At 61.9% G+C, this 21,074-nt stretch carries 17 protein-coding genes; 13 read left to right on the forward strand and 4 right to left on the reverse strand.

Annotation, left to right across the window (positions count from 1 at the left end; all coding sequences use genetic code 11):
- The first annotated feature begins 3 nt into the window (after positions 1 to 3).
- The 8 genes from pepP (at position 4) to gcvP (ending at position 11,366) form a co-directional block, all read left to right on the forward strand.
- Positions 4 to 1,335, forward strand: a complete 1,332-nt coding sequence (pepP, locus tag H3028_RS13785; protein ID WP_181297569.1) for a Xaa-Pro aminopeptidase — start codon at positions 4 to 6, stop codon at positions 1,333 to 1,335.
- A 2-nt stretch (positions 1,336 to 1,337) separates the two neighbouring features.
- Positions 1,338 to 2,516, forward strand: a complete 1,179-nt coding sequence (gene ubiH, locus H3028_RS13790) for a 2-octaprenyl-6-methoxyphenyl hydroxylase (protein WP_181297571.1) — start codon at positions 1,338 to 1,340, stop codon at positions 2,514 to 2,516.
- 146 nt (positions 2,517 to 2,662) lie between these two features.
- Positions 2,663 to 3,883 (forward strand): 2-octaprenyl-3-methyl-6-methoxy-1,4-benzoquinol hydroxylase, encoded by a 1,221-nt coding sequence (locus H3028_RS13795; protein WP_181297573.1) that lies wholly within the window; start codon positions 2,663 to 2,665, stop codon positions 3,881 to 3,883.
- Positions 3,884 to 3,990: 107 nt separating this feature from the next.
- Complete coding sequence (locus tag H3028_RS13800) at positions 3,991 to 4,992, forward strand: extracellular solute-binding protein (RefSeq protein ID WP_181297575.1); 1,002 nt, start codon at positions 3,991 to 3,993, stop codon at positions 4,990 to 4,992.
- Positions 4,993 to 5,118: 126 nt separating this feature from the next.
- Positions 5,119 to 6,735, forward strand: coding sequence for an iron ABC transporter permease (locus tag H3028_RS13805; protein ID WP_181297577.1), 1,617 nt, complete (start codon positions 5,119 to 5,121; stop codon positions 6,733 to 6,735).
- 139 nt (positions 6,736 to 6,874) lie between these two features.
- The gene (gcvT, locus tag H3028_RS13810; RefSeq protein ID WP_181297579.1) at positions 6,875 to 7,957 is read left to right on the forward strand and encodes a glycine cleavage system aminomethyltransferase GcvT; all 1,083 of its coding nucleotides are present in this window, start codon (positions 6,875 to 6,877) and stop codon (positions 7,955 to 7,957) included.
- Between the two features lie 82 nt (positions 7,958 to 8,039).
- On the forward strand, positions 8,040 to 8,429 hold the full coding sequence (gene gcvH, locus H3028_RS13815) for a glycine cleavage system protein GcvH (protein WP_181297581.1): 390 nt from the start codon (positions 8,040 to 8,042) through the stop codon (positions 8,427 to 8,429).
- A gap of 60 nt (positions 8,430 to 8,489) precedes the next feature.
- Positions 8,490 to 11,366, forward strand: coding sequence for an aminomethyl-transferring glycine dehydrogenase (gene gcvP / locus H3028_RS13820; protein ID WP_181297583.1), 2,877 nt, complete (start codon positions 8,490 to 8,492; stop codon positions 11,364 to 11,366).
- Positions 11,367 to 11,429: 63 nt separating this feature from the next.
- On the opposite strand, the gene yihA is transcribed toward gcvP, so the two are convergent.
- A complete protein-coding gene (gene yihA / locus H3028_RS13825) occupies positions 11,430 to 12,089 on the reverse strand; it encodes a ribosome biogenesis GTP-binding protein YihA/YsxC (protein WP_181297584.1) in 660 nt (219 codons plus the stop codon).
- Positions 12,090 to 12,351: 262 nt separating this feature from the next.
- Here yihA and H3028_RS13830 point away from each other — a divergent pair, with 262 nt between their 5' ends.
- The 5 genes from H3028_RS13830 to H3028_RS13850 all read left to right on the forward strand — a co-directional run bounded on the left by H3028_RS13830 (position 12,352) and on the right by H3028_RS13850 (position 17,401).
- On the forward strand, positions 12,352 to 12,984 hold the full coding sequence (locus H3028_RS13830; RefSeq protein WP_181297586.1) for a cytochrome c: 633 nt from the start codon (positions 12,352 to 12,354) through the stop codon (positions 12,982 to 12,984).
- 181 nt (positions 12,985 to 13,165) lie between these two features.
- The gene (locus tag H3028_RS13835; protein WP_181297588.1) at positions 13,166 to 13,795 is read left to right on the forward strand and encodes a thiol:disulfide interchange protein DsbA/DsbL; all 630 of its coding nucleotides are present in this window, start codon (positions 13,166 to 13,168) and stop codon (positions 13,793 to 13,795) included.
- A gap of 7 nt (positions 13,796 to 13,802) precedes the next feature.
- Positions 13,803 to 14,672, forward strand: a complete 870-nt coding sequence (locus tag H3028_RS13840; protein ID WP_181297590.1) for an endonuclease/exonuclease/phosphatase family protein — start codon at positions 13,803 to 13,805, stop codon at positions 14,670 to 14,672.
- Positions 14,669 to 16,477: a GGDEF domain-containing protein gene (locus tag H3028_RS13845; RefSeq protein WP_181297592.1), complete on the forward strand. Its 1,809-nt coding sequence runs from the start codon at positions 14,669 to 14,671 to the stop codon at positions 16,475 to 16,477. The genes H3028_RS13840 and H3028_RS13845 overlap by 4 nt, the downstream gene beginning before the upstream one ends.
- Before the next feature lie 147 nt (positions 16,478 to 16,624).
- Positions 16,625 to 17,401: an N-acetylmuramoyl-L-alanine amidase gene (locus H3028_RS13850; RefSeq protein WP_181297594.1), complete on the forward strand. Its 777-nt coding sequence runs from the start codon at positions 16,625 to 16,627 to the stop codon at positions 17,399 to 17,401.
- Positions 17,402 to 17,408: 7 nt separating this feature from the next.
- On the opposite strand, the gene H3028_RS13855 is transcribed toward H3028_RS13850, so the two are convergent.
- From H3028_RS13855 to algB, 3 genes are read right to left on the reverse strand one after another with little or no spacing between them, the layout of a single operon-like run.
- Positions 17,409 to 17,816, reverse strand: coding sequence for a DUF1330 domain-containing protein (locus tag H3028_RS13855; protein ID WP_181297596.1), 408 nt, complete (start codon positions 17,814 to 17,816; stop codon positions 17,409 to 17,411).
- A 35-nt stretch (positions 17,817 to 17,851) separates the two neighbouring features.
- Complete coding sequence (locus H3028_RS13860; protein ID WP_181297598.1) at positions 17,852 to 19,639, reverse strand: KinB sensor domain-containing domain; 1,788 nt, start codon at positions 19,637 to 19,639, stop codon at positions 17,852 to 17,854.
- Positions 19,636 to 20,982, reverse strand: a complete 1,347-nt coding sequence (gene algB, locus H3028_RS13865; protein ID WP_168422887.1) for a sigma-54-dependent response regulator transcription factor AlgB — start codon at positions 20,980 to 20,982, stop codon at positions 19,636 to 19,638. The genes H3028_RS13860 and algB overlap by 4 nt, the downstream gene beginning before the upstream one ends.
- Between the last annotated feature and the right edge of the window lie 92 nt (positions 20,983 to 21,074).

Raw genomic sequence — 21,074 nt, forward strand, 5'->3', positions numbered from 1 at the left:
TCCATGACCCGCATCCCGAAGTCGGAATACGCTCGTCGGCGCAAGGCGCTAATGACGGAGATGGAAGCCAACAGCATCGCCATTCTTCCGGCCGCTCCAATGTACATCCGCAATCGCGACGTCGAGCATATATACCGTCAGGACAGCGACTTTCAGTACCTTTCAGGCTTTCCCGAACCGGAAGCTGTGATTGCGCTGATCCCGGGCCGCGAGCACGGGGAATACGTGTTGTTCTGTCGTGAGCGCGATCCGGCTCGCGAGCTGTGGGACGGCCTGCGGGCAGGCCAGGACGGCGCCATTTCGGAATACGGCGCCGACGATGCCTTCCCTATCGGGGATATCGACGACATTCTTCCCGGTCTGATCGAGGGGCGTTCGCGGGTCTACTACGCCATCGGCAGCAATCAGGAGTTCGACCATCGGTTGATGGAGTGGATCAATACCATCCGCTCCAAGGCGCGCCAGGGTGCGCAGCCGCCGAACGAGTTCGTTGCCCTCGACCACCTGTTGCACGACCTGCGTCTGTACAAGTCCGCCAACGAAGTGAAGATAATGAAGCATGCGGCGCAGATATCCGCCCGTGCCCATGTTCGCGCCATGCAGGCCAGCCGTGCCGGGCTCTACGAGTATCACCTGGAAGCCGAGCTGGACTACGAATTCCGCAAGGGCGGGGCGAAGATGCCCGCGTATGGCTCTATCGTCGCGGCCGGCAAGAACGCCTGCATTTTGCATTACCGTGAGAACGACGCCGTGCTCAAAGATGGCGATCTGGTACTGATCGACGCCGGCTGTGAGATCGACTGCTATGCGAGTGACATCACCCGGACGTTCCCGGTCAGCGGCCGCTTCTCCCCCGAGCAGAAAGCCATCTACGAGCTGGTGTTGGCGGCCAATCAAGAGGCCTTCAAAAACATTGCGCCCGGCAAGCATTGGAACGAGGCGCACGAGGCGACCGTCAAGGTCATTACTGCTGGCCTGGTCGAGCTGGGACTGCTCCAGGGCGACGTCGAAGAGCTGATCGCCACGGAGGCCTATAAGCCCTTCTACATGCACCGTGCCGGCCATTGGCTGGGCATGGACGTGCATGATGTCGGTGACTACAAGGTAGGCGGCGAATGGCGCGTCTTGGAGCCGGGCATGGCGATGACTGTCGAGCCGGGCATCTATGTCGCGGCTGATAACCAGGACGTGGCGAAGAAGTGGCGGGGCATCGGCGTACGCATCGAGGATGACGTGGTGGTGACCCGCACAGGCTGTGAAATTCTCACCGGCAGGGTGCCGAAGACCGTCGCCGAGATCGAGGCATTGATGGCGGCTGCCGCCGAGGTCGCCTAGTCATGGGTGCCCTGGCCATCGTTGGCGGCGGGCTGGTCGGTGCCAGCCTGGCGCTGGCTCTGCAGAAGGGCGCCAGGGAGCGCGACTGGACGATCGAGCTGATCGAGCCGTTTGAGCCGGGCAACGAGTACCAGCCCAGCTACGATGCGCGCTCCACCGCGCTGTCCTACGGCACTCGGCTGATTTACCAGCGGTTGGGCGTCTGGGAGCGGATTGCGGAGCGTGCCGAGCCGATTACCCATATCCATGTTTCTGACCGCGGCCGCGCTGGCGCTACCCGCCTCGATGCCAGGACCCAGGGCGTAGCAGCGCTGGGCTACGTGGTGGAAAACGCCTGGATCGGCCACTGCCTGTGGCAGGCGCTGGATGACCAGGTTGTGGTTCGCCGTTGTCCAGCCGAAGTCGAGCGCATGCAGCCCTTGGCAAAAGGTTATCGGCTGAGCCTGACCAGCGGTCTCGAGCTTGACTGCGAACTGGCGGTGCTCGCTGACGGCGGCCGATCTGCGTTGCGTGAGCAGCTCGGCATCGAGATCAAGCGCACGCCTTATGACCAATCGGCACTGATCGCCAACGTGACGCCGGGGAAGCCTCACGGCGGGCAGGCGTTCGAACGTTTCACCGATGAAGGCCCGATGGCGTTGCTGCCACTGCAGGACAACCGCTGCGCGCTGGTCTGGACGCGTTCGGATCGAGACGCGGCGCGTTTGGTTGCGCTCCCTGAAGCTGAATTTCTCGATGAGCTGCAGCAGGCGTTCGGCTATCGCTTGGGTGGTTTTCAACAGGTCGGCGCGCGACATCTTTATCCGCTGGTGCTGATCGAGGCCGAGGAGCAGGTCCGCTCCGGCCTGGTCGTGCTCGGTAACGCCGCGCATAGCTTGCATCCGATCGCCGGGCAGGGCTACAACCTCTCGCTGCGCGACACCGAGGCGCTTGCGGCTGCGCTATTAAGCGGCTCGGCGCAGCCGGGCGATCTCGGTGTGCTGCAGGCTTACCATCAGCAGCAACGTTCGGACCAGCGACTCACCGTCGGTTTTTCCGATCAATTGACCCAGCTGTTCGGTGACTCGGCGCGTCTTTCGATAGCCAGCCGCAATCTCGGCCTGGTGGGGCTGGACCTGCTACCGCCGGCCAAGGCCTGGTTCGCACGCCAGGCGATGGGGTTGGGTGTGCGCGAGCGCTGATCAGCGCAAATCCAGACGACTGACAGCCCCGCCTGTTCGTAGCGAATCTGCCAGACTAGGTACCGAAGGGCGCGATTGCAGGACCATGATCGTGCGGGCATCCGCCCAGTAGACTCGCCGCAAGCTCGGCGTCCAGGAGAGCGATAATGCAAGCGGACCTCATCATCGTTGGCGCCGGGATGGTCGGCAGTACCCTGGCACTGGCGCTGCAAGGCGCAGGCCTCACCATCAAACTGATCGATTCCGGTCCGCTGGACGTGCAGCCCTTCGCGCTTACTGACCCCTTCGAGCCGCGCGTCAGTGCGCTGTCCGCCGCCAGCCAGCGGATTCTCGAGCGCGTCGGCGCCTGGCCGGGCATCACCAATCGCCGTGCCAGCCCCTACACGGATATGCACGTGTGGGATGGCTCCGGTACCGGGCAAATCCATTTTTCCGCGGCGTCGGTGCATGCCGAGGTGCTCGGTCACATCGTCGAGAATCGCGTGGTGCAGGACGCCCTGTTGGATGCGCTGAGAGGCGGTGGCTCGGTCGAACTGATGGCTGGTGCGCGCGTGGAGCAGCTCCAGCAGAACGAACATGGCTGGTCTCTAGTCCTGGCTGACGGGCAACGGGTCAGCGCAGGCCTGGTGGTTGCGGCCGATGGCGCCAACTCTGCAGTCCGCCGCCTGGCTGGTTGTGAGACGCGTGAATGGGATTATCTGCATCACGCGATCGTCACCAGCGTGCGTTGTGCCGAGCCGAATCAGCAGACAGCCTGGCAGCGCTTCACGGATGACGGCCCGCTGGCATTCCTGCCGCTGCAGCGCGCGGGGGACCCGCATTGGTGCTCCATCGTCTGGTCGGTGACCGAGCAGGAGGCGCAGCGATTGATGGCGCTGGATGATGAGGCGTTTCGCCACGCGCTTGGACGGGCCTTTGAGTATCGCCTGGGCGCGGTGCTGGAAGCCGATCCGCGGCTATGCATCCCTCTGCGGCAACGCCACGCCAAACGCTATGTACAGCCTGGTCTGGCACTGATTGGCGATGCCGCACACACCATCCATCCACTGGCAGGGCAGGGTGTCAATCTCGGGTTGCTCGACGCAGCGGTGCTTGCTGAGGTCCTGCTTGCGGCCATCGCTCGTGGTGCGCAGCTGGGCGACCCGCGGGTATTGGGGCGTTTCGAACGGCGCCGAATGCCGCATAACCTGACCATGATGGCGGCAATGGAAGGGTTCGAGCGCCTGTTTCAGGCCGACACTTTGCCGTTGCGCTGGTTGCGCAACGTGGGATTGAAAGGCATCCAGGCGTTGCCCGAAGCCAAGGCATTGTTCGTGCGACAGGCCTTGGGCTTGAGCGGTGATCTACCGGACCTGGCGCGGTTCTGACAGGGGGTTTGGTAAAAGCATGAGCTCTGCGCGATTTGTCGCGTTGAGAAAGTAAATGACATTCACTACTATTTAGCCTCGTAACCCAACCAATAAGAGGCTGATCCATGCAGGCAAGCAAAGGTTTACTCGCCGCTCTGGCGCTCGCTGCGCTGTCGAGTGCTGTACAGGCTGCCGATGAAGTAGTGGTTTACTCCTCTCGGATCGATGAGCTGATCAAGCCGGTGTTCGACGCCTATACGGCCAAGACGGGCGTCCAGGTTAAGTTCATCACTGACAAGGAAGCGCCCCTGATGGCCCGTATCAAGGCCGAAGGCGAAAACACCCCGGCGGATCTGCTTTTGACCGTGGACGGCGGTAACCTTTGGCAGGCCGAACAGATGGGCATTCTCCAGCCGCTGAATTCCCAGGTGGTGAAAGACAATATCCCGGCCCAGTACCGCTCTTCTACCGATGCCTGGACCGGTCTATCGTTGCGTGCACGGACCATCGTCTACTCGCCCGAGCGGGTCGAGGAAGGCGAGCTGACCACCTACGAGGCATTGGCTGATAAGAACTGGGAAGGCCGTCTGTGCCTACGCACCAGCAAGAAGGTCTATAACCAGTCCCTGACCGCCACCATGATCGAAACACACGGTGCCGAGAAGACCGAAGAGATCATCAAGGGCTGGGTGAACAACCTGGCAACCGATGTGTTTGCCGACGACACGGCGGTGGTTCAGGCAGTCGACGCCGGTCAGTGCGACGTGGGCATCGTCAATACCTATTATTTTGGCCGTCTGCATGCGCAGAACCCTGATCTGAGAGCCAAGCTATTCTGGCCGAACCAGGATGGTCGCGGCGTTCACGTCAACCTGTCCGGCATCGGCCTGACCAAGCACGCACCGCACCCTGAGGCAGCGAAGAAGCTGGTGGAGTGGATGACTACACCCGAGGCACAGAGCATCTTTGCCGGCGTCAATATGGAATTTCCTGCCAATCCGGAGGTGAAGTCTTCGGCGGAAGTTGCTGCATGGGGAGACTTCAAGGCTGACACCATCCCGGTAGAGGTGGCTGGCAAGCGTCAGGCTGAGGCCATCATGCTGATGGATCGTGCGGGCTGGCGATAAGCAATCATAAGCTGGAAGTAAAGCAAAGGCTCGACAGGGCCTGGCGAAACAGCTGGCTTTCAGCTGCGGTTATACTCAGCGCCCCCGAAATGCCGGGGGCGTTGTCTTTCTTGCTTTGAGGCTTGCGTGTCCCACCCCGTCGAGCGCCGCTGGTACCCCATCACTTTCGCAGTCGCCGCGCTGGTATTGCTGCCGTTGAGTGTTCTGTTGTTCAGCTGGAGCAACATTGACACCAGCATCTGGTCGCACCTCTGGCAAACCCAGATGCCACGTTTGTTGGGCAACACGCTGACGCTGGTGCTAGGGGTTGGCGCCGGAGTGACCGTGCTTGGAGTCAGCTTGGCCTGGCTAACCTCGCTGTGCGAATTCCCAGGGCGGCGCTGGCTGGATTGGGCCCTGATGCTGCCCTTCGCGATTCCCGCCTACGTATTGGCATTCGTCTTCATCGGCTTGCTGGATTTCTCCGGGCCGGTGCAAACGCTGGCCCGCGAGTGGTTCGGCAGCGCGGTGCGCTTTCCCGGTGTCCGCTCCACTGGCGGGGTGATCATCGTTCTGGTGCTGGTGTTCTACCCCTATGTCTATCTGCTCGCTCGTTCGGCGTTCATTGCTCAAGGCAAGGGACTGATGGAGGCGGCACGAGTCCTCGGGCAATCCCCCTGGAAGGCGTTCTGGAGTGTCGCGCTGCCCATGGCCAGGCCGGCGATCGGCGCTGGCCTGGCCTTGGCACTAATGGAGACGTTGGCTGATTTCGGTGCTGTCGCGGTATTCAACTTCGATACGTTCACCACCGCCATCTACAAGACTTGGTATGGCTTTTTCAGTCTCACCAGCGCGACTCAGTTGGCCAGCCTGTTGTTGTTGGCAGTGATGCTGGTGCTATACGGCGAGCGGCGCGCGCGCGGCGCCGCCAGGCCCGCGAACGACCGGGCGCGGTCGGCTGTCCTTTATCGCCTTCGCGGCTTCAAGGCCCTCGCCGCCAGCGGTTGGTGTGGCCTGGTGTTTCTCTGTGCCTTCGTCATTCCGATGCTGCAGCTGCTGGTCTGGCTCTGGCAGCGTGGGCGCTTCGACCTCAATGAGCGTTATACCGGTCTGATTCTGCACACCCTCTATTTGGGCGGGCTGGCGGCATTCATTACGGTTGGGGTGGCGTTACTGCTCGCCTTCGCCCGGCGTCAGGCGCCGGTACGCCCGGTAAAAGCGGCGGTGGGGTTATCGAACCTCGGTTATGCGCTGCCGGGTTCGGTGCTTGCGGTGTCGATCATGCTCGCGTTCAGTTACCTGGACCGGGAGCTGGTCATTCCGATGTCGGCGTGGCTCGGAGGCGCTGGCAAGCCGATTCTGCTCGGGAGCCTCGGGGCGTTGCTGCTGGCCTATTTGATTCGTTTTATGGCGGTCGCGTTCGGGCCGCTGGAAAGCGCGCTGGCGCGGATCCGGCCCTCGTTGCCGCAAGCGTCGCGCAGTCTTGGTGTCGGCGGGCCGGCATTGTTCCTCCGCGTCTATCTGCCACTGCTGCTGCCCGGCACGCTGAGTGCCGCGTTGCTGGTGTTCGTTGACGTATTGAAGGAGATGCCGGCTACGCTACTGATGCGACCGTTTGGTTGGGACACCTTGTCGGTACGGATCTTCGAGATGACGAGCGAAGGCGAATGGGCGCGTGCTGCGCTGCCTGCACTAACGCTGGTGTTGGTCGGGCTGTTGCCGGTCATTCTGTTGATTCGCCGCTCGGCACGACGGATCGGGTGAGCGCTCGCTCCATCGGCTCGCCGTGACCTGTCACAACCTTGGGGCTACAATGCGCGCCACCAAAATCGTCGGGCCATCTGCCCGGCTCTAATAAGCTTCACCCACGCCGCTTCGGCGACCTGCCCGGAAGGAGAAACCCATGGGTCAGCGTACTCCCCTCTACGATCAGCACCTCGCACTTGGCGCCAAGATGGTCGACTTCGGCGGCTGGGATATGCCGCTGCATTACGGCTCCCAGGTCGAAGAACATCATCAGGTGCGACGCGATTGTGGAGTGTTCGACGTCTCCCACATGACCGTCGTCGACGTCGCGGGCCCAGACGCCAAGACTTATCTCCAGCGCCTGCTGGCCAACGATGTGGATCGCCTCGGGCAGGTGGGCAAAGCGTTGTACACGGCGATGCTCAATGAGCGTGGCGGGGTGGTAGACGATCTGATCGTCTACCTAACTGACTGGGGTTATCGTTTGGTTGTCAACGCCAGCACCCGCGACAAGGACCTGGCCTGGATGCAGGCGCAGGCTGACGGGTTCGCCGTCGAGGTGAACGAGCGCCCCGAGCTGGCGATGCTGGCCATCCAAGGGCCGCATGCGCGAGCCAAGACGGCCGAACTGGTCGATCAGCCTCGGGCCGCATTGATCCAAGAGCTCAAACCATTCCATGGTCGGGCTGCGGGCGACTGGTTCATCGGTCGCACCGGTTATACCGGCGAAGACGGTTTGGAAATTATCCTGCCAGCGGCGCAGGCGCCAGACTTTCTCAGCGAGCTGGTCGGCGCCGGTATATCGCCGATCGGGTTGGGCGCGCGTGACACGCTGCGTCTGGAGGCCGGTCTGAATCTTTACGGGCAGGATATGAGCGAGGACATCTCACCGCTGCAGGCCAACATGGGCTGGACAGTGGCGTGGGAACCGGCCGAGCGCGACTTTATCGGCCGCCCGGCGCTTGAGCAGCAGAAGGCGCAAAGCGATCTGCAGAAACTGGTAGGTCTGGTGCTTGAAGAGCGCGGCGTGTTGCGCGCGCATCAGACCGTACGGGTCAATGGCATTGGTGAAGGCGAGATTACCAGCGGCAGTTTTTCGCCTACGCTTGGCAAAGCCATCGCGCTGGCGCGTGTGCCGGCCGGCGCTGGTGATCGTGCCGAGGTGGAAATCCGTGGTAAGTGGTATCCCGTACGCGTGGTGCAGCCGACTTTCGTGCGTCACGGCAAAGTACTGGTGTAAATTTGGCCGACTGCTTTTTTTGCAGCGGGCCGCCTAGTCTGCTTCGTGCCCGCAAACCGACAGCTTTTTTGAGGACATACGAATGAGCGACATTCCCAGCGATCTGCGTTACGCCGCCAGCCACGAGTGGGCCCGCCTCGAAGCGGACGGCAGTGTGACCGTCGGCATCTCCGATCATGCCCAGGAAGCGCTCGGCGACGTGGTGTATGTGGAGCTGCCAGAGGTCGGCCAGCAACTCATCGCCGGCCAGCAGGCGGGCGTGGTGGAGTCGGTAAAAGCCGCTTCGGACATCTACGCACCGATTTCCGGGGAAGTGGTCGCCATCAACGAGCAGCTCACCGATGCGCCCGAAACGGTGAACAGCGAGCCCTATGGCAGCTGGTTCTTCCGGCTTCAGCCGAGCAATGTCTCGGAGCTGGACAAGCTGCTCGACGCAGAGGGTTACAAGGCCTCCTGCGACGCCGAAGCCTAAGCGTTCCCTATGAAAAAGCCCCGCGATGTCGGGGCTTTCCTTTTTCCGAGAGTAGCAGTCATGCCCCAAATGCCGCGCCTTTCCCAGCTTCAGCAACCTGACGCCTTTCTGCGTCGTCATCTCGGTCCCGATGCGGCTGAACAGCGGGCCATGCTCGATTCGCTCGGGCTGTCCAGCCGCGAAGAGCTGGTCGAGCAAACCGTGCCGCCGGCGATCCGCCTCAAGGGTGAGCTGGCATTGCCGCCGGCGCTGGATGAAGAGGGCGCACTGGCACGACTGCGCAGCTACGCCGAGCAGAACGAGCTCTGGACCAGTCTGATTGGCATGGGCTATCACGGCACTCTCACGCCGCCAGTGATCCTGCGCAACGTACTGGAGAATCCGGGCTGGTATACCGCCTACACCCCTTATCAGCCGGAGATAGCCCAGGGCCGCCTGGAGGCGTTGCTGAATTTCCAGCAGTTGACCATCGACCTTACCGGGCTGGATCTGGCCAACGCCTCGCTACTCGATGAGGCGACCGCGGCGGCCGAGGCCATGACCCTGGCGAGGCGCATGGCCAAGAGCAAGAGCAATCGCTTCTTCGTCGACGAGAATTGCCACCCGCAGACGCTCTCGGTGGTGCAGACCCGTGCTGAGGCCTTCGGCTTCGAACTGGTGGTCGGGGCGATCGAGGATATCGCGGCGCAGGACGTGTTCGGGGCGCTGCTGCAATACCCCGACACCCATGGCGAGATTCGTGATCTTCGCCCGGCTATCGAGCAATTGCACGCGCAGCAGGCGCTGGCCTGTGTCGCGGCTGATCTGCTCAGCTTGTTGCTGCTGACCCCGCCAGGTGAGCTCGGTGCCGACGTGGTGCTCGGCTCGACCCAGCGCTTCGGTGTGCCGATGGGTTACGGCGGTCCGCATGCGGCCTACTTCGCCACCCGTGATGCGTTCAAACGGGCCATGCCGGGTCGCATCATCGGTGTCTCTAAAGACGCCCGCGGCAACACCGCGCTGCGCATGGCGCTGCAGACGCGCGAGCAGCATATCCGTCGCGAAAAAGCCAATTCCAACATCTGTACCGCCCAGGTGCTGCTGGCCAATATCGCCAGCTGCTACGCTGTCTATCACGGCCCCGAGGGTCTCAAACGCATCGCTCAGCGCACCCACCGACTGACCTCGATTCTGGCCAGCGCGCTGGAGCAGCACGGCATCAAGCGACTCAACCGGCACTTCTTCGACACCCTCACTCTGGACGTTGGTGGCGCGCAAACCGCAATCCTCGAAAGCGCCCAGGCCGCGCGGATCAATCTGCGCATTCTCGGCCGCGGCAAGCTGGGCCTCAGCCTCGACGAAACCTGCAACGAAGAGACCGTTGAGAAGTTGCTGGCGGTATTCCTCGGCGCGGATCACGGACTTAAGCTCGCCAAGCTGGACGCGGGCGATGTCGCCAGCGGCATCCCGGCCGAGCTGCAGCGTAGCAGCGGCTACTTGTCGCATCCGGTGTTCAATACCCACCACAGCGAAACCGAGATGCTGCGCTACCTCAAGCAGCTGGAAAACAAGGATCTGGCGTTGAACCAGGCGATGATTCCGCTCGGTTCCTGCACCATGAAGCTGAATGCCACCAGCGAGATGATCCCCATCACCTGGCCGGAATTCGCCAACCTACACCCGTTCGCGCCTCGGGAGCAGGCCCAGGGCTACACGCTGATGATCGAGGAACTGGAAGCCTGGCTCTGCGCGATCACCGGTTTTGATGCGATCTCGATGCAGCCGAACTCGGGCGCTCAGGGCGAGTACGCCGGGCTGGTGGCGATTCGCAAATATCACGAGAGCCGCGGCGAAGCGCAGCGTGACATCTGCCTGATTCCGTCATCCGCGCACGGCACCAACCCGGCGTCGGCGCAGATGGTCAGCATGCGAGTGGTCATCGTCGAGTGCGATAAGGCCGGCAATGTCGACCTGGAAGATCTCAAGCGCAAGGCCGCGGAGGCCGGTGACAAGCTGTCCTGCCTGATGATCACCTACCCGTCGACCCATGGTGTCTACGAGGAAGGGATTCGTGAGATCTGCGAGGCGATTCATGCTCAGGGCGGCCAGGTCTACATGGATGGCGCCAATCTCAACGCCCAGGTTGGCCTGGCGCGGCCAGCGGACATCGGCGCCGACGTCTCGCACATGAACCTGCACAAGACCTTCTGTATCCCTCACGGCGGTGGCGGTCCGGGCATGGGTCCGATCGGCATCAAGGCGCACCTGCAGCCCTTCGTGCCCAATCACCCGGTGATCGAGCTGCAAGGACCAAAACCAGAGAACGGCGCGGTCAGCGCGGCGCCCTGGGGCAGCGCCAGCATTTTGCCGATCAGCTGGATGTATATCGCCATGATGGGGCCGCAGTTGCGCGACGCCACCGAGGTTGCGATCCTCAGTGCGAACTATCTGGCGATGCGTCTGGGCGATGCTTTTCCGGTGCTCTACAGCGGCCGCAACGGGCGCGTGGCGCACGAATGCATCATCGACCTGCGGCCGCTCAAGGCACAGACCGGCATCACCGAAGAAGATGTCGCCAAGCGTCTGATCGACTACGGCTTCCATGCGCCGACGATGTCCTTCCCGGTACCCGGCACGCTGATGATCGAGCCTACCGAAAGCGAGTCGAAAGTGGAGTTGGATCGCTTCGTCGAGGCGATGCTGAGCATTCGCGCCGAGATCGCCAAGGTTCAGGACGGCGGCTGGCCGGCCGAGGACAACCCGCTGGTACGCGCGCCGCACACCCTGGCTGATGTGATCAACCCCTGGGATCGCCCCTACAGTATCGCTGAGGGTGTGACGCCAAGCGCTCACACCCAGGCGCATAAGTATTGGCCGGCAGTGAATCGGGTCGATAACGTCTTCGGTGACCGCAACCTGTTCTGCGCCTGCGTGCCGGTTGAAGATTATCGCGAGTAGTGGTGAGTGACTGCCCGCTCTGCGCTGATAGGCAGAGCGGGCGGTTTGGCGGTTATCGGCGGGTCAGGGTTTTGGCTGTTCGTCGTCGGTTTCGTCAGTGTATGCGTCAACCATCCCCAGCAGTTCGGCGAGCTTCAGCTGTGCCTCTTCCACACCCTGGCGTTTCGGCGCCGAAAACAACTGTACGCTGACACCGTCTCCCCAGCCCTTGCGAATGTCGCGCTGAATCGCCAGCAGGGCGTTCTTTGCCGCGCCAAAGGCGAGTTTGTCGGACTTGGTCAAGAGAATGTGCAGCGGCATCTCACTGGCGTTGGACCAGTCGAGCATCATCCGGTCGAACTCGGTCAGCGGGTGGCGGATATCCATCATCAGAAACACGCCGGCGAGGCTTTCACGACTGCTCAGGTAGGCCTCGAGATGGCGCTGCCAATGCTGCTTCAATGGGATCGGCACCTTGGCATAGCCGTAACCCGGGAGGTCGACCAGGCGATGATGATCGTCGAGGCGGAAAAAATTGAGCAGCTGGGTGCGGCCCGGCGTCTTCGATGTGCGGGCGAGGCTGGCATGGGTGAGGGTGTTCAGCGCACTGGATTTGCCCGCGTTCGATCGGCCGGCGAAAGCGACTTCAAGGCCCTCGTCAGCCGGGCATTGATCGACCTTGGCGGCGCTGGTCATGAACGTGGCTTGCTGGCAGAGGCCGAGAATCGGGTTTTTTGGGAGCATGGGTATTCCGGTGAGTGCGCAGGGGTGCGGCAATGGTTCATTTCCGTTTCAAGAGCGCCAGTATATAATGCCGCAGATTTTGTGTGCGCTTTGGTCTTAAACGAGCCCGTACAGCGGTTTCTCGGCTGCCGGCACCAAGCGGTCGATAGAGCCGTTCGGTTGACGAACCAGATGCCACTTTTAGAGAGCAACTGCCATGGCCCGAGCGGCCCGTTGCCGAATAGATTTTTCTTTAAACCCTTAGCCGTAGTTGGATGAGCTGATGAACAAAGTACTCGTGAGTCTGCTGTTGACCCTTGGCATCACCGGTATCGCCCATGCGGCTGGTAATGCCGAAGCCGGTCAGGAGAAGGTTGCAGTCTGTGGCGCCTGCCACGGTGCCGATGGCAACAGTGCCGCACCGAACTTCCCCAAACTTGCAGGTCAAGGCGAGAGCTATCTGTTCAAGCAGCTGCAGGACATCAAGGCCGGTAGCACACCGGGTGCCCCGGAGGGTGTGGGGCGCAAGGTGCTGGAAATGACCGGCATGCTCGATCCGTTCAGCGACCAGGACCTCGCCGATATCGCAGCCTACTTCGCCAGCCAGAAGATGACCGTTGGCATGGCGGATCCCGCGCTGGTCGAGCAAGGTGAAAAACTGTACCGCGGCGGCAAGCTGGATCTAGGGATGCCATCCTGCACCGGCTGCCATGCGCCGAACGGCGTTGGCAATGACCTGGCAGGTTTCCCGCAGCTGGGTGGCCAACACGCCGCTTATACGGCCAAGCAGCTGACCGATTTCCGCGAAGGCAGCCGCACCAACGATGGCGATACAGCAATCATGCGTACCATCGCATCGAAGCTGAGCAACAAAGACATCGAAGCCCTTTCGAGCTACATTCAAGGTCTGCACTGACAGCATCGGCTGCGGTCGGCTGGGAAGGCGTTCAGGTTTCGAACCTGAACGCCTTTTTTGTTTTTTGTGCCGCTACAATGATTGTCAAGATATTGAAAAGTGGTGAAAAGCGCTGGCGAGTAAATATGATTTGCTGCAGCCTGACGCTATCGGTCAGCCGTTTAAAGCCAAGGGAGTCACCATGCGTAAACTCGTTCTCAGTGCCGTACTCGTCACCGCCAGCCTGTTCGGCGTGCCAGCTCACGCGGCTGAGTTCCAGGCGGGCAAAGAGTATGTCGAACTCAAGAATCCGGTGCCGGTAGCCGAGCCGGGGAAGATCGAGGTGGTTGAGCTGTTCTGGTATGGCTGCCCACACTGCTATCAGTTCGAGCCGATCATCAATCCTTGGGTCGAGCAGCTGCCCGACGACGTGGATTTCAAGCGTATCCCCGCTATGTTCGGCGGCGTCTGGAATGTCCATGGCCAGATGTTCCTGGCCCTGGAGTCGATGAACGTCGAACAGGATGTCCACGACGCGGTGTTCAACGCCTATCACCGCGACGGCAAGAAGCTGGACACTCCAGAAAAGATGGCCGAGTTCCTCGCCGAGCAGGGCGTCGATCAGGAGGCATTCATCAAGGCCTACAACTCGTTCGGTGTTAAGAGCCGTGCCGAGCAGGCCAAGAAACTGGCCATGGCCTACCAGATCACCGGCGTGCCGGTGATGATCGTCAACGGCAAGTACCGTTTCGACATCGGCTCTGCCGGTGGTCCGCAACGCGCGCTTGATGTGGCTGATTTCCTCATCGAAAAAGAACGCGCGGCCCGGTAGGCATCCCATGCTGCGCCGTTGGAGCTCACCGCGCCTGGCCGGTCCAGGCCAGGCGCGCGTCAACCCGCTCTGTCTGGACTCCATCGGACTACCCTGCGATGGCCGGTTGCGGCTGCTGAGCTTCAACATTCAAGTTGGCATCAGCACCGAGCGCTTCCATCATTACCTGACGCGCAGTTGGCAGCATCTGCTGCCGCATCCGGGGCGAGCCGGGAATCTGCAGCGTATTGGTGAACTGCTCGGTAACTACGATCTGGTTGCCCTGCAAGAAGCCGACGGCGGCAGCCTGCGCTCCGGTTATATCAATCAGGTCGAACATCTCGCGCAGCTTGGCTCCTTTCCGTACTGGTATCAGCAGCTGAACCGAAATCTCGGCCGCTTCGCCCAGCACAGCAACGGCGTGCTCAGCCGTCTTGAGCCACAGGGCTTGGAGGATCATCCGCTGCCCGGCCCGTCCGGCCGTGGCGCCATCCTGCTGCGGTTTGGTGAGGGCGAGAATGCGCTGGTGGTGGTGGTCATGCACCTGGCGCTCGGCGGCGGCGCAAGAACGCGACAACTGGCCTATATTCGCGATCTGATCGGTGGCTATCGCCACCAGATCCTGATGGGTGACATGAATACCCATGCCAGTGATCTGCTGGAGTATTCACCGCTTCGCGACCTTGGGCTGCAGGCGCCACAGATCCAGGCGACCTTCCCCAGCTGGCGGCCGCAGCGCTGCCTCGATCACATCTTGTTGAGCCCCAGCCTGACGCTCGAGCGGGTTGATGTACTGGCGCAAGCCAGTTCGGATCACCTGCCGGTCGCCGTTGAGATCCGCTTACCCGACTCGCTGCGGGGCGATGCTTTGCCGATACCGGCTGGCGCTGTGATATGAGCGACGAGGCGCAGCGTTGGAAGGAAAAGTATCTACAGGCGCTGGAGCAACATGAGCAGCTTGAGGAGCGCTGGCGAGCGCATGTTGACCTGCTGCGGCGCAGCCTGGTGCGCAGCAGCTACGCCGTGGATGGCGCCGATCCGGCGGTCGAGCAATGCATGCGCGAGCTCCGCGAAGTGCTGCGCGATGACGTTCCGGACGATCGCCTGAGCGCGCTGGTTCCGCGTCTCGAGCGCGCCGTACTGGATACCGAAAGGAGCAGGAAGGAGCGACTTGAGTGCTTGACTCGATCGCTGCACCGTTTCGTGGCGCAGCTACAGGCATTGCCCTTACCCAACGAAGTCCGCAAGCCGTTGAAGAAATTCGCCCGACAGCTCGACGAGCGAGCCGCACGGCCGCTTGAATGGCCCGAGCTGCTTGCCGAACTGGGCGAGCTTCAGGATCGCGCGTTGACCTTGCAGATGGCCGGCGCTGGCAAATCGGCGGGCTTGTTGAGCAAGCTGTTCGGACAGCGTGAACACAGTGTCGAATCGGCTTCTGAAGAAAGCGCGATGAGCCTTTCAGCGATTCCGGCGGAAACCGCGACGGATGGCGCACGTGCGGAAGATGAATGGCAAACGAGGGTCGAGCAGCCATTGCTTGTCGTCGCAGACAGCGGTGAGTTGGCTGATAGTCAAGGCGTGGAGGCAGACAACGCGTCCGCTGCGTTCGCTGCCGAGGCCGTAGGCCGCCACATCCTTCCCGCCTCGCCTGAACACGCCTACAGCGCCATTGCCGAACGGGTGGAGGCTGCGCTGTACCATCTGCTCGATGGGCTGCACCTGCCAGAGCACCAGCAGCCGAAGGTTCTGGCGCTTCGTGAGCGAATCGAGCTGGGCTTGAACTGGTATGAGTTGGTTCCGTTGCTGGATGACCTTGCGCAACTGATGGTCGCAGCGGCTGATCATGGGCAGAGCGAATTCGAGAGCTACCTGAAATTGCTCAACGAGCGCCTGGCGGCCATGCATGAAAGCCTGTGCGTCACACATCAAGGGCACACGAAGAGCCAGGAAACCGCGCAAGCGCTGGATGAGGCACTGCGTCATCAGTTCGATGGGCTGCAAAGCAGCATGCGTGATGTCACGGATCTGCCAGGCCTGAAACAGGTCGTTCAGGCCCGCATCGATCGGTTGCTGGAAACCGTCGATAGCTATGAGCAGCAGCGCAGCGCACATGAGCTGCAGGTAAGCGGGCGGCTGAATGCCTTAGTTGGGCGGGTCGCGAGTCTGGAGCAATCTGCTGCCGGGATGCGCGAACGCCTTGAGGAGCAGCGACAGAAGGCGCTGCGGGACCCGCTGACCGAACTTCCCAATCGCGCAAGTTGGGATGAACGCCTGACGCTGGAGGTTGCGCGTCGGCAACGCTACGGCGGCCAGTTGCTTCTGGCTGTATTCGATGTGGACCATTTCAAGCAGATCAACGACAGGTTCGGTCATCTTGCCGGCGATCGTGTGCTGAAGATCATCGCCAGCGAGCTGCGCAAGCGGCTGCGCAAGACCGATTTCATTGCTCGTTTCGGTGGTGAAGAGTTCGCGCTGCTGCTTCCGGAGACACCGCAGGCGGCGGGCATGCAGCTGCTCGAAGGCCTGCGTTCGGGCATTCAGGATTGCCCGTTTCACTTCAAGGGGGCACGAATCCAGGTCACGTTATCGGGCGGGCTCGCAAGCTTCACCGAAACCGATGATGCTGAGCAGGTCTTCGAGCGCGCCGATCGGGCACTCTATCGGGCCAAGGGCGCCGGACGCAACCGTATCGAAGCGGGCTGACCAGTCGCGCTGGGAGCCTCCGGGTCACCTCGGTATAATCCCCCTCCTTTGCTCCGGCGCCCTTCTCTCGGCGCTATCTAGCGGGTGCCCTATGCCCGACCCAATACCCCAAGTCTGTGTCATTTCGCTGTCGACCAGAGGTGCCGTATGAAAACCATGATCTTAGCTGCGTTCGCCCTGTTGCTTGCCGGCTGCGCGAGCGGCCCGCGTATCGATACCAGTCACAGCTCGCTGGGCCACGATAGCCGAGCACAGTTCATCGTCTTGCATTACACCTCCAGCGACCTGCAGCGCTCGCTCGAGATTCTCAAGGGTGACGGCGTCAGCAGCCATTACCTGATCGGCGAGGCGCCCGCGACCATTTACCGCCTGGTGGACGAGGATCGCCGTGCCTGGCATGCCGGTGAAAGCCAATGGAATGGTCGGACCTGGCTTAACTCCAGTTCAATCGGTATTGAGCTCGTCAACCGCGGCTATATCGAAGACGAACGTGGGCGGCTCTGGTATCCCTATTCCAAGCAGCAGATCGACGCGCTGATCGTGCTGCTCAAGGACATCATGCAGCGTCATGGCCTGCAACCGGGGGCCATCATCGGCCACAGCGACATTGCTCCGCAGCGCAAAGTCGACCCCGGCCCGCTGTTCCCCTGGGAACGCCTGGCCGACGCAGGCCTGGTGCCATGGCCGGACGCCGCCGCCGTGGCCCGCCAGCGTAGCCTGTTCGCGCTGGAACTACCGGACGTGGCCTGGTTCCAGACGCAGCTTGTTAAGCAAGGCTACAACGTGCCGGAGCACGGGCATCTGGATCTGGAAACCCGCAACGTGATCGCCGCCTTTCAGATGAAATATCGGCCCACACGCTTCGACGGCGAGCCGGATGCGGAAACCGCGGCGATTCTCGCGGCGCTTGCGATGGAGCCCTGATGTGCCCTCAGGCGCGAGGCGAACAGGCAATCAGTCGCGAGTCGGTCAGGGCGGCGGTGCGATGGAGTGTTGCGGCTCGATATTCCCCGTCTGCCAGCATCGCCAGAAAGGCTTCCGGTGAGGGGTATCGCACCAGTAGCATTTCGTCCCAATCTTCCTGCTCCGGCGCGATCAGCGCGACCTGAGCACTGGCCGCTACCTGCACATCGCCCCCAGCTTCCCGCACTTTTAGTAGCGCGGTGCGGCTATAGCGTGCGTAGGCTTCCTTGCCGCTGCAAGGCGCATGTTCGCTGTCGGCCGGATAGGCCGCTTGCTGATTAAAGCGCAGCAGATTGAGCATGAGGATCGGCGCGCCGGCCGGCATCTGCTCGGCGAAGCGTTTCAGTTGGTCGACGCTTGGGTTGAGGCTGGGCATGACGGCTCCTTTCTTCTTGTTCGGCCCTGCCTGGGTCAGATCGGCAGAGCGATGTAGAAGATGGTGCCGTGACCGATTCGTGAATGCACGCCGATACGGCCACCATGCAGTTGCGCAATCTCCTTACATAAGGCCAGGCCCAGTCCGGCGCCCCCTCGGCGACGGCCGATCTGCACGAACGGCTCGAAGATACGGGCCTGCTGGCTATAAGGAATGCCCTCGCCGTTGTCTTCGACACTGAGGATGACCCGTTCGCCATGATGCCTGGCCAGCAGCCGAATTTCGCCGCCGTCCGGCGTGTGTCGCAGCGCATTGCTGAGCAGATTGTCCAGCACTCGCTCCATCTGTTGCCGATCCAGCAGCAGGTTAGGCAGTGGTGCCTGCAGCTCCAGCTTGATCTCGATGTCGTTCTGCGCGGCGGCGGGCGCGAATCGCTGTTGTGCTTGCTGGAGAAGTTCGGCCGGGTCGCAAGGCACTCGTTCAAGCTTCTGCTGACCGCTCTGGTAGCGTGAGAAATTCAGCAGATCGTTAATCAGCGTGACCAGTCGTTGCATCTCCTCGTACACGGTGCTGAACAGATCGGCCTCGCGGCTGCCGTCCGGGTAATGAGTCCGTTCGCGCAGCAGGCTGAACGCCATCTGCATGCCGGTCACCGGGGTGCGCAGTTCATGCGACGCACGCAGGACGAACTCATTGCGCACGCGTTCGAAGGTCCGCTGGTCGGTGACATCGTGTAGCACCATCACCGCGCCACTGATGCGCCCGTCGTGATGGTTCACCGGACTCATGCGCCACGACAGCAGCCTGCGTTCGCCGTCGGCCTCGATCACCAGATCTTCCGGCGGCCCAGACAATGGTTTGTCATCCAGGACTTGCTGGGCGGCCTCGTCCAGTTCTGGATAACCGAGGGCCTGGCCGAGGGTCGATCCGAGGTGTTCGCTTTCCCATGCCAATTGCCGCTGCGCGACCGGGTTGGCATGCTCTAGCCGACCCTGGCGGTCGACGATCAGCAGGCCGTCGTCGATGCTGTCCAGCAGCGCCTGTAGACGCTGCTGGCCGTTGACCAGCGCCTCGATGTTGGTCTGCTTGAACTCATGCAGCGCCTGAGCCATCAAGCCGAAACGGCGGATCAGCGAAGACAGCTCGGCGATGGGGGAGGCGGGCAGGCTGATATTGAAATCACCGCGGCCGATCTGGTCGGCCACGATGGACAGCTGCTCGATGGGATCGCCGAAGCGCCGGGCGAAGCTATGCGCCGTGACAAACCCGATCAGCAGCACTGCAACGCCCGTCAGGCCGAGCAGCCCGGCGAGCAGCTGCGCCCGTTCACGGCTGCGGATTTCGGTATCGCGGATCTGGTCGTAGGCGCTCTGCTGCATGTCCACCATCAGCTCGCGTACATGGTCGAAGGCCTGGCTGAGCGCGTTGTCTTCCAGCAGCGTCCAGTTCAGGCCGGAAGGGGCTTCGAGCTCATTGATGAAGTTGGCATAGGCATCGCCGATTGCCTGGTACGCCTGCTGGTCAGCCGGACGCGATGCTTGGGACAGACCGCGTGACAGCGCCGTCTGGAATACGCCGCGCGATTCCGCAAGCGCGATATTGTCGCGTTCTTCACGCACCAGCTGAAGCAGGTGATTGCCCAGTGCCTGACGTAACTGCTGGTTGACCTCGATGACGCCGAAATTGTCGCGGATAAGCTTTTCCTGGCTCTGGGCCATCTGCACCACGCTGACAAGGGCCAGTAACAGGCCCAGCAATGCCACGGTCATCAACGCCGAGAAGCCCAGAAACAGACGGGTTCTCAGCTTCATCTGGAGTTTCATAGGCCGTATTGCTTACGCTTTCGGTAGAGTGTCGAGGCGTCGATGCCCAGGATCCGGGCGGCCTGCTCAAGGGTATCGCTAGTGCTCAGTACTCCCGAAATATGCGCTTTCTCCAGTTCTTCCAGGCTGAGTGCTTCACCGATGCGCGGTGCATTGTTAATGCTTTGATCGGCCAGCCCGAGGTGGCTGACTTCGATCATCTCCTGCGGACAGATGATGCTGGCGCGCTCGACCACGTTGCGTAGCTCGCGCACGTTGCCGGGCCAGCGGTAGGACTTCAGCGCCGCGATGGCGCTGTCGCTGAAGCCCCGCGCTGGCCGGCCGTAGTTTTTGACGAACGACGCCAGGAAGCGTTCGGCAAGCGTCAGAACATCCTCCGGCCGCTCGCGCATCGGCGGCAGGTTCAGAGTGATGACGTTCAGGCGATAGAGCAGATCTTCGCGAAAACGACCTTCGCGAACCATTTCCTCAAGGTTCAGGTTGGTTGCCGCGAGGATGCGCACGTCCGCGCGTCGGGTGACCGGGTCACCGACGCGTTCGTATTCCTTGTCCTGGATGAATCGAAGCAGTTTTGGCTGCAACGCCAGGGGGAAATCGCCAATCTCGTCGAGGAACAGCGTACCGCCATCGGCCTGATTGACGCGTCCCAGCGTACTCTCGGTGGCGCCGGTAAAGGCGCCACGGTTATGCCCGAACAGCTCGCTCTCCATCAGGTCCGCTGACAGTGAAGGGCAGTTGATGGTGATGAAGGCCTTCTTGGCGCGACGGCTCCAGTTGTGGATCGCTCGTGCCAGTTCACCCTTGCCGGTGCCGGATTCGCCGAGGATGAGAATGTTGGCATCGGTATCGGCCACCTGACGGGCCGTCTCCAGCACGCCCATCATCGCCGGGCTGTATGAGCCCAGCGCGTCGCTGCGCTTCTGCACTTCACCTTCCAAGGCTTCCAGGCGCGCCGCCATCTGCCGGACCTCCAGCTGCTTGGCCGCCGACAGGCGCAGCTGTTCCGGGCTGCAGGGCTTGACCAGATAGTCTGCGGCGCCGGCCTGCATCGCATCCACCGCTGTGTCGACTGCTGAATGAGCGGTGACGATGACCACGCGCATCCAGGGCGCCAACACGCGCATCTGTTGCAGCACATCGAGGCCGTTGTCTTCACCAAGGCGAAGATCGAGGAAGCACAGGTCGAACACCTGACGTTGAAGAACCGCTTCGGCCTGCGAGGCGCTGGCAGCCGTAACCACCGTGTAGCCGCGATCCTCCAGGCAGTAGCGGAAGGTGCGCAGGATCGCGGCCTCGTCATCCACCAGGAGAATGCGGCCACCGGCGTCGGTCGTTTGGTCCATGAATGCTCCATCAGGCAAAGCTGTATTTGTCTGGCAAATCCGAGCGGAAAGAGAAATCGGATTGCTCGAATTATGCCGAGTATGGATTGGCG

Source organism: Pseudomonas sp. Q2-TVG4-2, from assembly GCF_013620795.1.
Taxonomy (GTDB): Bacteria; Pseudomonadota; Gammaproteobacteria; order Pseudomonadales; family Pseudomonadaceae; genus Stutzerimonas.